11 protein-coding genes and 1 CRISPR repeat array are annotated in these 13,611 nt (G+C 72.9%); of the genes, 8 read left to right on the top strand and 3 right to left on the bottom strand.

Going from position 1 to position 13,611, the window contains the following annotated elements; genetic code table 11:
* Positions 1-239 precede the first annotated feature (239 nt).
* From DA075_RS19775 to DA075_RS19765, 3 genes are read left to right on the top strand one after another with little or no spacing between them, the layout of a single operon-like run.
* On the top strand, positions 240-1,511 hold the full coding sequence (locus DA075_RS19775; protein ID WP_099954666.1) for an arsenic transporter: 1,272 nt from the start codon (positions 240-242) through the stop codon (positions 1,509-1,511).
* A gap of 26 nt (positions 1,512-1,537) precedes the next feature.
* Positions 1,538-2,464, top strand: coding sequence for a DMT family transporter (locus tag DA075_RS19770; RefSeq protein ID WP_244936228.1), 927 nt, complete (start codon positions 1,538-1,540; stop codon positions 2,462-2,464).
* A gap of 19 nt (positions 2,465-2,483) precedes the next feature.
* Positions 2,484-3,872, top strand: coding sequence for a TAXI family TRAP transporter solute-binding subunit (locus DA075_RS19765; protein WP_099954665.1), 1,389 nt, complete (start codon positions 2,484-2,486; stop codon positions 3,870-3,872).
* Positions 3,873-3,982: 110 nt separating this feature from the next.
* Here the strand turns inward: DA075_RS19765 and glcF are convergent, their stop codons facing one another.
* Together glcF and mbfA are read right to left on the bottom strand one after the other, a co-directional pair.
* Positions 3,983-5,326 carry a glycolate oxidase subunit GlcF gene (gene glcF / locus DA075_RS19760; RefSeq protein ID WP_099954664.1) on the bottom strand — a complete coding sequence of 448 codons (1,344 nt, stop codon included), beginning with the start codon at positions 5,324-5,326 and terminating at the stop codon, positions 3,983-3,985.
* A 128-nt stretch (positions 5,327-5,454) separates the two neighbouring features.
* Entirely contained in the window at positions 5,455-6,423 is a 969-nt protein-coding gene (gene mbfA / locus DA075_RS19755) for an iron exporter MbfA (RefSeq protein ID WP_099954663.1), read from the bottom strand.
* A gap of 244 nt (positions 6,424-6,667) precedes the next feature.
* Positions 6,668-8,770: direct repeats of the CRISPR family, unit length 29 nt; unit sequence GGCTCCCCCGCCTACGCGGGGATCGACCC.
* 231 nt (positions 8,771-9,001) lie between these two features.
* Here mbfA and DA075_RS19750 point away from each other — a divergent pair.
* From DA075_RS19750 to lpxK, 3 genes are read left to right on the top strand one after another with little or no spacing between them, the layout of a single operon-like run.
* Complete coding sequence (locus tag DA075_RS19750) at positions 9,002-9,733, top strand: lysophospholipid acyltransferase family protein (protein ID WP_099954662.1); 732 nt, start codon at positions 9,002-9,004, stop codon at positions 9,731-9,733.
* Complete coding sequence (locus DA075_RS19745) at positions 9,730-11,034, top strand: 3-deoxy-D-manno-octulosonic acid transferase (RefSeq protein WP_099954661.1); 1,305 nt, start codon at positions 9,730-9,732, stop codon at positions 11,032-11,034. Before DA075_RS19750 ends, DA075_RS19745 begins: the two co-directional genes overlap by 4 nt.
* Positions 11,034-12,005 (top strand): tetraacyldisaccharide 4'-kinase, encoded by a 972-nt coding sequence (gene lpxK, locus DA075_RS19740; RefSeq protein WP_099956681.1) that lies wholly within the window; start codon positions 11,034-11,036, stop codon positions 12,003-12,005. The genes DA075_RS19745 and lpxK overlap by 1 nt, the downstream gene beginning before the upstream one ends.
* Here the strand turns inward: lpxK and DA075_RS19735 are convergent.
* Positions 11,991-12,227, bottom strand: a complete 237-nt coding sequence (locus DA075_RS19735) for a DUF2093 domain-containing protein (protein WP_099954660.1) — start codon at positions 12,225-12,227, stop codon at positions 11,991-11,993. The two genes, lpxK and DA075_RS19735, sit on opposite strands and share 15 nt — an antisense overlap.
* A 128-nt stretch (positions 12,228-12,355) precedes the next feature.
* Between DA075_RS19735 and cdd the strand changes: the two genes are divergently transcribed.
* On the top strand, positions 12,356-12,769 hold the full coding sequence (cdd, locus tag DA075_RS19730; protein WP_099956680.1) for a cytidine deaminase: 414 nt from the start codon (positions 12,356-12,358) through the stop codon (positions 12,767-12,769).
* Positions 12,766-13,602, top strand: coding sequence for a purine-nucleoside phosphorylase (locus tag DA075_RS19725; protein WP_099954659.1), 837 nt, complete (start codon positions 12,766-12,768; stop codon positions 13,600-13,602). The genes cdd and DA075_RS19725 overlap by 4 nt, the downstream gene beginning before the upstream one ends.
* Positions 13,603-13,611: the final 9 nt, after the last annotated feature.

The raw sequence follows: 13,611 nt of genomic DNA, 5'->3' as shown, positions 1-13,611 counted from the left end.
CGTTCGAAGGCGCTGCGGTATTACACGTCCCATCCACGACCTCCTCCCGAGGTGGTGCCGCGTGCGGCAGCCTCGACGGACGGCTCCAGAAGTCTCGCGATCCCTGGAGGCCTCCTTCGAGGCCCGTTTCACCCGCACCTCAGGAGGAGGTCGCGGGTGGGACGAGCCGGTGACCGGCGAAGCCGTCCAGCGGCTCGGATCATGCTCTCCTCGACACCGACGACAGGACTTCTCCCTCCATGGCCGCGCTGACGCTCAGCCCCAACCTCGCGACCTGGGCGATCGCCGCCCTCGCCACGCTCGGCGTGATCGTGCGCCCGTTCTCCTGGCCGGAGGCGATCTGGGCGGTGGCCGGCGCCCTCGCCCTGGTGCTCCTCGGCCTGCTCCCGGCCGGCACCGCCTGGGCGGGCGTGCTCAAGGGCACCGACGTCTACCTCTTCCTCGTCGGCATGATGCTGATGTCCGAGGTCGCCCGGAAGGAGGGCCTGTTCGACTGGCTCGCCGGCATCGCGGTGCGCGCCGCCAAGGGCTCGGCGACGCGGCTGTTCACCCTCGTCTACCTCGTCGGCACGGTGGTCACGGTCTTCCTCTCGAACGATGCCTGCGCGGTGGTGCTGACCCCGGCGGTCTACGCCGCCACCCGCGCCGCCAAGGTCGAGAACCCTCTGCCCTACCTGTTCATCTGCGCTTTCATCGCCAATGCCGCCTCGTTCGTGCTGCCGATCTCGAACCCGGCGAATCTCGTGGTCTTCGCGGAAGCCATGCCGCCGCTGACGCGCTGGCTCGCCCTGTTCACCCTGCCGTCGCTCCTCGCGATCCTGGCGACCTACCTCGTCCTGCGGCTGACCCAGAACGGGACGCTGCGGCAGCAGCAGGTCGCCACCGAGGTCGAGACGGCGTCCTTGTCCCGCACCGGCCTCGTCGCGGGCCTCGGCATCGTGGCGACCGGCGCGGTGCTGATCGGCGCTTCGGCCTATGGGAAGGATCTCGGCCTGCCGACCTTCGTCGCCGGCCTCGCCACCACGCTCATCGTGATCGCCTTGCGGCGCGGCAGCGGTGCCGCCGAGGTGGTCAAGGACGTGTCGTGGAGCGTGCTGCCCCTCGTCGCCGGCCTGTTCGTGCTGGTCGAGGCGCTGGAGAAGACCGGCGTGCTGGCGATTATCGCCGCGGAGCTGCAACGGGCGGCGAGCACGGCGCCCGCCGAGACGGCCTGGGGCGCCGGCGCGTTGATCGCCGTCGCCTGCAACCTCGTCAACAACCTGCCGGCCGGCCTGATCGCCGGGGCCGCGGTGCAGGCCGCCCACGTGCCGGAGAAGGTCGCGGGCGCGGTGCTGATCGGCGTCGATCTCGGGCCGAACCTCTCGGTCACCGGCTCGCTCGCCACCATCCTGTGGCTCACCGCGATCCGCCGCGAGGGCCAGGACGTGAGCTTCTGGAGCTTCCTCAAGCTCGGCGCCCTGGTGATGCCGCCGGCCCTCGGGCTGGCGCTGGCGGGCCTCCTCCTCGTCTGACCCCCTCCCACAGGAAGGTATCCCCGGTGTCGATCGCCGCGCTCCTCTATCCCTTCATCCTGGTCGCCGGTGCGGTCCAGGCGCTCGGCAACGCGATGAACGCGCAGCTGCGCGGCCGGATGGTCAATCCGTGGCTCGCCGCCACGGTGTCGTTCCTGCCGATCGTGTTCGTCTTCGTCACCCTGTTCCTGGTGATGCCGACGCCGCTGCCGAGCCTCGAGAGCTTGGGCAAGATGCCCTGGTACGCCCCCCTCGGGGGGCTCGCCGGGGCGGTCGCGGTGTTCGGCGGGCTCGCCTTCATCGACAAGGTCGGGGCCGGTCCGTTCAACGGCCTGACGCTGACCGCCAACATCATCACCTCGCTCGCCCTGGACACCTTCGGGCTGTTCGGGCTCCAGGCCTCCGGCTTCAAGCCGCTGCCCTGGCTCGGCGGTCTGCTGATGGCGGTCGGCGTGGTGTTCATCGCCCGCAGCGCCGGCAAGAAGGACGAGGGCGAGAGCCACGGCGTCGGCGGCAAGCTGCTCTACCCGTTCATCCTGGTCGCCGGCGCCCTAATGGCGATCGGCGTGGTGTGGAACGCGCAGCTGCGCGGCGCGCTGGTCAATCCGTGGCTCGCCGCCACGGTGTCGTTCCTGCCCGTCGTCTTCGCCTTCGCGCTGCTGACCCTGCTGAAGCCCACGCCGCTGCCGACCCGCGAGGATCTGGCCGGTGTTCGCTGGTGGATGCCGCTCGCCGGCCTCACCGGGGCGGTCGCGGTGTTCGCCGGCCTCCTCTTCGTCGACAAGGTCGGGGCCGGCGCCCTCAACGGCCTGCTCATCACCGCCAACCTGCTGACCTCGGTGGCGCTCGACCATTTCGGCTGGCTCGGCATGCGCCAGGTCAAGGCCGGCCCGCCGCGCCTGCTGGGCGCCGCCCTGATGATCGGCGGGATCGTGCTGATCTCGGCGTTCTGACCCCCCGGCTGGAGGTCCCATGCCCACCCTCCCCGACTGGGTCCTGCGGCGCGAGACCTTCGCCGCCGTGCTCGTCGCGGCCCTCGCCGCGGGGATCGCGGCCGCCCTGTATGTCAGCCAGGCGACCACGCTCACCATCGCGGTCGCCCCGCGGGACGGGACCGAGCCGGCCCTGATCAAGGCCTATGCCGATGCCCTGGCGGCGGACCGTGCCAATATCCGGCTCAGGATCCTGTCCTTCGAGGACGTGCGCGAGAGCGCGGCGGCGCTCCAGGACGGCCGGGCCGACCTCGCGGTGGTGCGGCCGGACGTGCTCCTGCCGAAGAACGGGCTGACCCTCGCGATCCTGCGCGACCAGGCGATGCTGATCGTCTCGCCCGAGGGGTCCGGCATCACGAGCTTCCCGAAGCTCGCGGGGCGACGCCTCGGCATCGCGGCCCATCGCAGCGCCGATTTCTGGCTTCTGAAGAACATCCTCGCCTACTACACCCTGACCCTCGAGGGGCCGGAGGCGACGCCCGCGATCGGGCCGGTGCCGGCCGGCGCGGTCCGCCTCGTCGCCATCGACGGGGCCGAGGCGGCGGCCGCGATCCGCGACCGGCGGATCGACGCCTTCGCCAGCATCATCGCGGCCTCCGCCCCGAAGGCGCGCGCCCTCGTCGAATCGGTGCGGGGGATCGGCCGCACCGGCAAGGTCGACCTCGTCGACGTGCCGGACAGCGACGCGGTGATCGAGCGCTTCCCCCGCCTCCAGGCCGTCACCGTGCCGGCCGGGCTGTTCGGCGGCCGGCCGAAGCTGCCGGCGGAGGACGTGAAGACCGTTGGCGCCTCGTACCGGCTGATGGCGCGCACCTCGCTCAGCCGCGCCGTCGCCGCGGACGTGACCCAGCACCTGTTCGAGATGCGCACCGCCGCCGCCGAGCAGACCGACGCGGCGGAATACGTCCAGGCCCCGTCCTACGAGACCACGGTGGCGGCGACGAGCGCCCGCATTCCGATCCATCCCGGCGCGATCGACTATTTCGAGCGCGAGCAGCACGGCTTCGTCGAGCGCTACGGCGACACGCTCTACCTCCTGGCGGCGCTCGCCGGCGGCCTCGCCTCGGCGGTGGCCTGGCTGCGCCAGCGCCTGGCGAGCCTGCGGCGCGAGCGGATCGACGAGGTGACCGACCGGCTCGTCGAGATCACCGACCAGGCCCGCTCCTTGCGCGACCCGGCCGCCATCGCCGCCCTGTCGGTCGAGATCGACAAGCTCGCCATCGAGGTCGTACGCGACCTCCGCCGGCGCGAGCTGGATGCGCGGACGATGGCGGCGGTGTCGATCGCGATCGAGACCGCGCGGGCGACGGTCGCGGATTGCCGGATGGCGGCCGGGGGGAAGGTGGAGGCTGCGGCGTCGGCGTCGTGAGGCGGACGGTCGCCGCCGGGCTGCCCGGAGCAAGACGAGTCGCGGATCTTTCCCACTCCCCGCGCCGGGGGACAGGGAGAAGACCCGCGCGTCGTCGTGTCGCCTGCGGCCTACTCCGCCGCCGCCAGCGCCGGCCGCCTCTCCGCCACCCCGTCCAGAGCCGCGGGCCGCGGGCCGCCCGTCGCCCAGTCGAGGAGCTCCACCGTATGGACGATCGGGATGGCGGTGCCCTTCCCGATCTGGGTGGCGCAGCCGATATTGCCGGTGGCGATCACGTCCGGCCGGACGCGCTCGATGTTGGCGACCTTGCGGGCGCGTAAGTGCGCGGCCAGCTCCGGCTGCAGGATGTTGTAGGTGCCGGCCGAGCCGCAGCAGATATGGCCCTCGGGCACGTCCTTCACGGTGAAGCCGGCCCGCGCCAGCAGCGCCTTCGGCTCGGTGCGCAGGCCTTGCCCGTGCTGCATCGAGCAGGCGGAGTGGTAGGCGACGACGAGGTCGGTCTCGACCACCGGCTCGGACAGGCCGAGGCTCGTCACATACTCGGTGACGTCGCGGGCGATCCCCGCCACCCGGGCGGCCTTGTCCGCATAGGCCGGGTCGTCGCGGAACATGAAGCCGTAATCCTTGATCGTCGTGCCGCAGCCCGAGGCCGTGACCACGATCGCGTCGAGCCCCTCGCCGTCCATCTCGGCGATCCAGGCGTCGATGGTGCGCTTGGCCAGCGCGTGCGACGAATCCTCGTGGCCCATATGGTGGGTGAGCGCGCCGCAGCAGCCCTCGCCCCTGGCCTGGACCACCTCGACGCCGTGGCGGTTGAGGAGCCGGATCGCCGCCTCGTTGAAGTCCGGCCGCAGCACGCTCTGGGCGCAGCCGCGCAGGAGTGCGACCCGGCCCCGGCGCGGGCCGGCGGGCGGGAAGCGGCCGGGCTTGTCCTGCGCCGAGCGGTTCGGCAGCGCGGCGGGGGCGAGGTCGAGCATGGCGGCCAGCCGGTTGCCGACCTTCGGCATCTTCGCGGCGATCCCCCGGAACGGCCGGCCGAGCGTGGCGCCGAGAAGCGCCAGGCGGAAGCGGTTCGGGTAGGGCAGCACCCGCGCCAGCACCGCGCGCAGGAACCGGTCCTCCGCCGGGCGCGAATAGGTCTTCTCGATATGGGCGCGCGCATGGTCGACGAGGTGCATGTAATGCACCCCCGACGGGCAGGTCGTCATGCAGGACAGGCAGGACAGGCAGCGGTCGACGTGCTTGACCACCTCCGGACTCGCGGGCTTGCCCCCCTCCAGCATGTCCTTGATCAGGTAGATGCGCCCGCGCGGCGAATCGAGTTCGTCGCCGAGCAGCAGGTAGGTCGGGCAGGTGGCGGTGCAGAAGCCGCAATGCACGCAGGTGCGCAGGATCTTCTCCGAGGCCGCCATGGCCGGGTCGGCGAGCTGCGCGGGGGTGAAGCTGGTCTGCACGGCGGTTCCTCGGGGCACTCGTTCGGGGGCGATCTTTCGCTGCCTTCGGGCCGTTTCTAGACCATTTTCAAGGTGGCGGGAGCGGCTTTCGGGGCCGCCGCCCGCGCACGGTGCCGCATGACGCCATCTCAGGCGCTGCCGATCGCCACGCCGGCGAGCAGCACCAGCACCCCGCCCAGCACCACCTGAAGGGCGGCGCGCCAGAACGGCGTCTCCATGTAGCGGGTGCGGATGGCCGAGATCGCCAGCAGCTCCACCGTCACCACCAGAGCGGCGAGCACCGTCGCGATCGCGAAGGCGTTCGACCAGGAATCCGGCACCAGGTAGGGCAGCGTGTGGCCCAGGCCCCCGACCGCCGTCATGACCCCGCAGACGAGGCCGCGCAGCCAGGGCGAGCCGCGCCCGGTGATGCTGCCGTCGTCGGACAGCGCTTCGGTGAAGCCCATGCTGATCCCGGCGCCGATCGAGGCGGCGAGGCCGACGAGGAACGTCTGCCAGTTGTTGTGGGTGGCGAAGGCGGCGGCGAAGAGCGGCGCCAGGGTCGAGACCGAGCCGTCGATCAGTCCGGCGAGGCCCGGCTGCACGTAGCGCAGCACGAACAGCCGGTGGGCGGCCCGGGCCTCCTCGGCGGCGGCGTCCCCGGTCTCCTGCTCGGCGGTCAGCGCCTCGGCCCGGCGGCCGTGGCCGCGCTCGATCTCGGCGAGCCGGGTGAAGAGCTGGCGCACCCCGAGGTCGCGGGTGAGCGTCGCCGCCTGCTCGTAGAAGCCGGCGGCCTGCTCCTCCATGGCCTGCGCCTCCCGCCGCATCCGGGCGGCATCGAGTCCCTGCCACCAGAACGGGCGGCGGCGGGGAAAACCGCGCACGTCCTCGCGCCGCAGGGGCGGCAGGTGCTCGCCGAAGCGCGCGCGATAGGCCGCATAGAGGTCGTCGCGGTGGCCCCGCTCCTCGTCGGCCATCGCCTCGAACAGGCCGGCGGAGCCCGGCAGGTCGGCCCGCAGGCTCTCGGCGAAGCTGCGATAGATGCGGGAATCCTCCTCCTCGCTGGCGATGGCGAGGGCCAGCACCTCGCGCTCGGTGAGATCGGTCAGGGCCTTCATGCGAACGTTCCTGTTTGGAATGGCTCCAATCTATAGATTGGAGCCATTCCAAACAAGTCGCGATCGGGCATCGGGATCTGTCAGCGCCTGCTGCCGGATCAAAGCGGATGCCGCCGAGCCCTCCCCGCCCCTGGACGACCTAGTCCGCACCCGGCATTCTCGGGGACTGCGACGGGCCCGCTTCGCACCTGCGAAAGGTGGCGTTCTTTGACATTGTGAATGGCACCAGCTACTTAACTGGAAGGGCTCCCCCGCCTACGCGGGGATCGACCCCCCACCGCAGGGGAAATCCGTGTCGGCCCCTCGGCTCCCCCGCCTACGCGGGGATCGACCCCTGAAGCTCACCGCTGACCTCAACACGGCGCGGGCTCCCCCGCCTACGCGGGGATCGACCCGTGATTGGCGGAGATCCCGCGCATCACGCCATGGCTCCCCCGCCTACGCGGGGATCGACCGCAGCCGTTGCCAAAAACAACGACCAGAGGAGCGGCTCCCCCGCCTACGCGGGGATCGACCCGCGGCCAGCCTGATCTATTCGTGTGCTCCGCCGGCTCCCCCGCCTACGCGGGGATCGACCCCTTGAGGAAGCGGACCGCATCATGCAGATGCCGGCTCCCCCGCCTACGCGGGGATCGACCCGAGGTTGAGCATCGGCGCCGGCCCGGTGAGAAGGCTCCCCCGCCTACGCGGGGATCGACCCCCGAGCGTGCTGACGCCGCCGGACACGTGCTGGGCTCCCCCGCCTACGCGGGGATCGACCCCGCACGAACGGCGCCAGGATGAACCCGAAGGTGGCTCCCCCGCCTACGCGGGGATCGACCCCAGTCATCAAGCACGCCAAGAAGCTCGGCTTTGGCTCCCCCGCCTACGCGGGGATCGACCCAAAGCGTTAGAGCTTGCGTTAGATGCCCGAGCGGCTCCCCCGCCTACGCGGGGATCGACCCGGTACCCGTTCACCAGCTCCGCAGGCAGGCTTGGCTCCCCCGCCTACGCGGGGATCGACCCCGCTTGATGCCGCGGTAGCCGATCTCCTTCTGGGCTCCCCCGCCTACGCGGGGATCGACCGTTTATGGAGTGACCATTGACCGTGTATTGGGGGGCTCCCCCGCCTACGCGGGGATCGACCCTCATACACTGCTATACAATCCTGCCGACATGAGGCTCCCCCGCCTACGCGGGGATCGACCCCTCCTCGCGACGCAGCTCGCGGACCTGGTGGAGGCTCCCCCGCCTACGCGGGGATCGACCCCGCCGATGTCGATCGTCATCTTGAGGATGGCGGGCTCCCCCGCCTACGCGGGGATCGACCCCGGGTCTATGTGACCTGCATCTACGAGACGCCGGCTCCCCCGCCTACGCGGGGATCGACCCGCAAGATGACGCCTGAGGAGCGCCGACAAGCTGGCTCCCCCGCCTACGCGGGGATCGACCGCTGGCCGGGCCGAAGGTAGCCTACGGGGTGATGGCTCCCCCGCCTACGCGGGGATCGACCCCTCGGTTTCGCTCTCGGCCAACACCTCGACGCGGCTCCCCCGCCTACGCGGGGATCGACCCTGAACGACGCGCGGCTGTCCGCCGATCCGGCCGGCTCCCCCGCCTACGCGGGGATCGAGCCGCCGAGACGAGGCCTGACCCGATCCAGCCGAAGGCTCCCCCGCCTACGCGGGGATCGACCGACGCCTATTGCGGTGACCTTCGTAAGCATCCCGGCTCCCCCGCCTACGCGGGGATCGACCCCCGTGAAAGGGCGCCGGCTGTCTGATTAGCCGGGCTCCCCCGCCTACGCGGGGATCGACCCCGCTCGGTTTTCGTCCTGGCGCGCACACGATCGGCTCCCCCGCCTACGCGGGGATCGACCCTACGCCGCATATCGGGCCAAGTGGGATGCTGAGGCTCCCCCGCCTACGCGGGGATCGACCCATCACGCCGCAGAACGGGCGCCCGGCCGGCGTGGCTCCCCCGCCTACGCGGGGATCGACCCCGGGGAGGGTTATCCCTTCCTCCCCCTCCACCGGCTCCCCCGCCTACGCGGGGATCGACCCGCCGACCTGTCCAGCCTGGGGGAGGCCTTGTGGGCTCCCCCGCCTACGCGGGGATCGACCCCGCATCTCGCCGGTCCAGACCGGGCCGGCCTTGGCTCCCCCGCCTACGCGGGGATCGACCCCCGTCGGGGGCTTCTGCCCTCTACGGCGAGCGGGCTCCCCCGCCTACGCGGGGATCGACCCGCCACCGGCTACAAGGACCAGGCCATCACGATGGCTCCCCCGCCTACGCGGGGATCGACTCGGATGGGCGCCTCCCTGGCGGGACCGGGCTTTGGCTCCCCCGTCTATGCGGGGATCGCCCGGTGCTCGACGGGATAGGCCGAGGCGAGAACTCCGCTTCCCCGCCCGCGCGGGGATCTCTCCACAAGCACCCCGCGGGTGCGGTGCCGCACGCAACGGCACGGGCGTGCAACGTGGCGGCGGTTGCCTCGCGGGCCCGAACGGAGCATGACGGCGCCCGGATTCGCGGAGCCGGGCCGGGCCGGATTCACCGCGTCCCTCACGCAAGCGTTTCTCCTCCACGAAGTGGCCGAATGAGCGTCGTCACCCGCATCGCCCGCAGCCGGGCGGCCCAGGAGAGCCTCGGCTTCCTCGGCGCGAGCTACCTGAAGCTGGTGCGCGGCACGAACCGCTTCACCCTCGATCCGCCCGGCGCCTATGACTGGCTGTCGCCCCTGCGGCCGTTCATCATCGCGATGTGGCACGGGCAGCACCTGCTGGTGCCCTTCATGCGCCGGCCCGAGGACCGGGCCGCCACCATGGTGTCGCGCTCGTTCGACGGCGGGGTGAACACCGCCGTGCTGGAGCGGATGGGCGTGCGGGTCATCCGCGGCTCCGGCGCCCGGAGGGCGAGCGACATCTGGGCCAAGGGCGGGGTGCAGGCCCTGCGCGGCTGCCTGAAGGCGCTGGAGGACGGCGAGAACGTGGCGTTCAGCGCCGACGTGCCGAAGGTGTCGCGGCGCTGCGGCGAAGGCATCGTGATGCTGGCGCGCCTCTCCGGCAGGCCGGTGGTGCCGACCGCCGTGGTGACGAGCCGCTACCTGCAATTCGACAGCTGGGACCGGGCGAGCCTCGGCCTGCCCTTCGGCCGCGGCGTGATGGCCTTCGGCGAGCCGATCACCGTCGCCCGCGACCTCGACGCAGGCGGAATCGAGGCGGCGCGCCTGCGCATCGAGGCCGATCTCGACGCCGTGCATGCCCGCGCCTTCGCGCAGGTCGGCCGGACCGATCCGGTGCTGACCGGACGACGGACCTCCCCCCGATGAGGCGCGGGAATGTGCCGGCGCTGCTGCGCGCCTATCATTACGGCCTGATCGCCGGCGAGCCGGCGCTCGCCGGCCTGCTCGCCTGGCGGCGCCAGCGCGGCAAGGAGGATCCGGTGCGCCTGCCCGAGCGCACCGGGCGGCCCGGCAAGCCGCGGCCCGCCGGGCCCCTTGTCTGGGCCCACGGCGCCAGCATCGGCGAGGCCCTGTCGCTCATCGGCCTCGTCGAGCGCCTGACCCGGCGCGGCTTCACCGTGCTCGTCACCTCCGGCACCCGCACCTCGGCGGAGCTGCTGGCGCGGCGGCTGCCCCGGGGCGCCCTGCACCAGTTCGCGCCCCTCGACGCGCCACGCTACCTCGCCCGTTTCCTCGACCATTGGCAGCCGGACCTGGCGCTGGTCGCCGAATCGGAGCTGTGGCCCAACACCATCCTGGCCCTGCACGAGCGCGAGGTGCCGCTGATCCTGGTCAACGGGCGGATGTCCGAGCGCTCGGCCCGCGGCTGGGCGCGCACCCCGACGGTGGCCCGCGCCCTCCTGTCGCGCATCGCCCTCTGCCTCGCCCAGACGCAGGACGAGGCCGAGCGCTTCGCGCGGCTGGGCGCCCCCCGGGTCGAGCTCGGCGGCAACCTGAAATTCGATGCCGAGGCCCCGCCGGCGGATCCCGAGCCCCTGCGCCAGCTCGCGGGCGTGATGGCCGGGCGCCCGGTCTGGCTCGCGGCCTCGACCCATCCGGGCGAGGAGGCGGCCGCGACGGCGGCCCACCGGGCCCTGGCGCGGCGCTATCCCGGCCTCCTCACCATCGTGGTGCCGCGCCACCCCGACCGCGGGCCGGCCATCGCCGCCGACGCGGTGTCGGCGGGCCTGCGCGTCGGGCGCCGGTCGACCGGCGGGCAGCCGCACGACAAGGTCGATCTCTACGTCGCCGACACGGTGGGCGAGCTCGGCCTGTTCTACCGCCTCTGCCCGGTCGTCTTCGTCGGCGGCTCGCTCGCCCGCCACGGCGGCCAGAACCCGATCGAGCCGGCCCGGCTCGGCGCCGCGATCCTGTACGGGCCGCATGTGCGCAACTTCGCCCCGGTCTACGGCACGCTCGACCGGGCCGGCGGCGCCCGGATCGTGCGCGACGGGCAGGAGCTGATCGCGGCGATCGACCAGCTCCTCGCCGATCCCGCCGGCCGCCGGGCGATGGCCCGGGCGGGGGCCGCCGCGATCGAGAGCGCCGGCGGCGCGACCGACCGGGCGATGGCGGCGATCGAGCCCTTCATCTGCCAGTTGAAGATCGCCGGGCGGTTCGCCTCGTGATCCAGGCGCCGGGCTTCTGGTGGCGGGACGAAGCGACCCTGACGGCCCGGCTGCTCGCCCCCTTGGGGGCGATCTACGGGGGCCTCGCCGCCCGCCGGATGGCGCGGGCCGGCGCCGAGGCGCCCTGCCCGGTGGTCTGCATCGGCAATTTCACCCTCGGCGGCGCCGGCAAGACGCCGACCGCCCTGGCGGTGGCCGGCCTCCTCCGCGGTCTCGGCCGGCGCCCGGTCTTCCTGAGCCGGGGCTATGGCGGGCGCCTGACCGGGCCGGTGCGGGTCGACCCCGCGCGGCACGGGGCGGCGGAGGTCGGCGACGAGCCGTTGCTCCTCGCCCGCGCCGCCCCGGCGATCGTGTCCCGCGACCGGGTGGCGGGCGCGCGGGCCTGCCGCGAGGCCGGCGCCGACGTGGTGGTGATGGATGACGGGTTGCAGAACCCGAGCCTCGCCAAGACTTTAGTGATCGCGGTGGTCGACGGCGCGGTGGGCCTCGGCAACCGGCGGGTGTTTCCGGCCGGCCCGCTGCGGGCGCCCGCGGAGGCGCAGTGGGGCCAAGTCCACGCCGCCCTGGTGATCGGCGACGGCGCGCCCGGCGCGCGGGTGCTGGCGGAGGCGGAACGCCGCGGCCTGCCGGCCCTGCGCGGCCGGCTCCTGCCCGATCCGGCGGCGGCCGGACGGTTGCGCGGGCGCCCGGTCCTGGCCTTCGCGGGGATCGGACGGCCCGAAAAGTTCTTCGCGACCCTGCGCGAGATCGGGGCCGACCTGCGCGCGACCCGCGCCTTCCCGGACCACCACGCCTTCACCGCCGTCGAGGCCGAGTCCCTCGCGGCGGAGGCCGCCGCCCAGGACCTCCTGCTGGTGACGACCGAGAAGGACCGGGTGCGGCTTCCCGCCGCGCTGCCGGTGGCGACCCTGCCGGTGAGGCTGGCGCTCGAGGAGCCCGACGCGGTGAGCGCCCTGCTACGCGGTCTTTGAATCCTGATGCGGAGGGGCTTGGCGCAGGCGCACCATCACGGCGTCGGGATCGGCATAGGCCTCCTGGCGCTCGACGCTCCAGTAGCGCAGGGCGTCGAGGGGGATCTCGACCCCGGTCACCGCGCAGCGCACGAACCGGCCGGGCCGCACGACTCGCAGGTTGCTGTCGCCATATTCCACGACGGCCTCGCCGGACCCGCCGCGCTCGAACCGTCCGAGCATCGACCCATTCCTTTTCGGTGGAAAGAATGCGGGTGTAGGGCCCGCGGCGCGGCTTGTCGACGGGCTCGACGGCGGGCGCTCAGGCAGCCATGATCCGGGACTTCCCCGAGGCGGCCAGCGGGACGCGGATGAGCTCGACCGACACCCTGTTCTCCGATGCCTTGTTCTCGGCGGCTCTTGCGGCTCAGGCGCGGGCCCACGCGCCCTATTCGCGGTTCCGCGTCGGCGCCGCGCTCCGCGACGAGGCGGGGGCGGTCCATGCCGGCTGCAACGTCGAGAACGCCGCCTACCCGGTCGGCACCTGCGCCGAGGCCGGCGCCATCGCGGCGATGGTCGCGGCCGGCGGCCGGCGCATCGCGGCGATCCTGGTGCTGGGGGACGGCGAGGCCCTGGTCACCCCCTGCGGCGCCTGCCGCCAGCGCATCCGCGAATTCGCCGCGCCGCACACGCCGATCCACGTCGCGGGGCCGCAGGGGGTGAGGAGAACCTTCACCCTGGACGAGCTGCTGCCCGCCTCGTTCGGGCCGGACAACCTCGCGTGAGCGTCCCGCCCGACGACGCCTTCGTCGCCGAGGCTGCCGCTTTCCTGCGCGCGCGCGGATTCGGCGGCGCCTACGCGCTCGCCCTCGTCACCGGCACCGGCCTCGGACCCCTGGCGGACAGGATCGAGGATCCGGTCTCCCTGCCCTACGGCGAGATTCCGCATTTCCCGGCCTCCGGCGTCTCCGGCCATGCCGGGCGGCTGGTGGCGGGCCGTCTCGGCGGGCGGCTTGTGCTGCTGTTCCAGGGCCGCGCCCACCCCTACGAGCAGGGTGATGCCGCCACGATGCGGGTGCCGGTCGGCGTGGTGGCGGCGCTCGGCGCTCCACCCCTCCTCCTCACCAATGCCGCCGGCTCGCTCCTCCCGGAGGCCGGCCCCGGCTGCCTCGCGCTGATCACCGACCACGTCAACCTGTCGGGGATGAACCCGCTCTACGGCGAGCCCTCCGATGCCCGCTTCGTGCCGATGGTCGATGCCTACGATCCCGCTCTACGGGCCGCGCTGAAGGCCGCCGCCGCCGCGAGCGGCGTGCCGCTGCATGAAGGCGTCTATGCCTGGTTCTCGGGTCCGAGCTTCGAGACCCCGACGGAGATCCGCATGGCAAAGACCCTCGGCGCCGATCTCGTCGGCATGTCGACGGTGCCGGAGGTGATCCTCGCCCGCTTCTTCGGCCTCAGGGTCGCGGCGCTCTCGCTCGTGACGAACTACGCCGCGGGGTTCGCAGCCGGCGCCGAGATCGGCGCCCCGCATCACGCCGAGACCAAGCGGGTGGCGGCGCGGGCGGCGCAGGATGTCGGGCGCCTCGTGACCGCCCTGCTCTCCGGCGACCTCTGATTCCTCTTC

The sequence above is a fragment of the Methylobacterium currus genome, assembly GCF_003058325.1.
GTDB classification, from domain to species: domain Bacteria; phylum Pseudomonadota; class Alphaproteobacteria; order Rhizobiales; family Beijerinckiaceae; genus Methylobacterium; species Methylobacterium currus.
The sequence above is the reverse complement of the archived record's forward strand: the minus strand, read 5'-3'. Positions and strand labels throughout refer to the sequence as shown.

Excerpts from the sequence above, each read along its gene's own strand:
- DA075_RS19775 (WP_099954666.1), top strand. The coding sequence starts at position 240 with ATGGCCGCGCTGACGCTCAGCCCCAACCTCGCGACCTGGGCGATCGCC.
- DA075_RS19765 (WP_099954665.1), top strand. The coding sequence starts at position 2,484 with ATGCCCACCCTCCCCGACTGGGTCCTGCGGCGCGAGACCTTCGCCGCC.
- mbfA (WP_099954663.1), bottom strand. The coding sequence starts at position 6,423 with ATGAAGGCCCTGACCGATCTCACCGAGCGCGAGGTGCTGGCCCTCGCC.
- DA075_RS19750 (WP_099954662.1), top strand. The coding sequence starts at position 9,002 with ATGAGCGTCGTCACCCGCATCGCCCGCAGCCGGGCGGCCCAGGAGAGC.
- DA075_RS19745 (WP_099954661.1), top strand. The coding sequence starts at position 9,730 with ATGAGGCGCGGGAATGTGCCGGCGCTGCTGCGCGCCTATCATTACGGC.
- DA075_RS19735 (WP_099954660.1), bottom strand. The coding sequence starts at position 12,227 with ATGCTCGGACGGTTCGAGCGCGGCGGGTCCGGCGAGGCCGTCGTGGAA.
- cdd (WP_099956680.1), top strand. The coding sequence starts at position 12,356 with ATGAGCTCGACCGACACCCTGTTCTCCGATGCCTTGTTCTCGGCGGCT.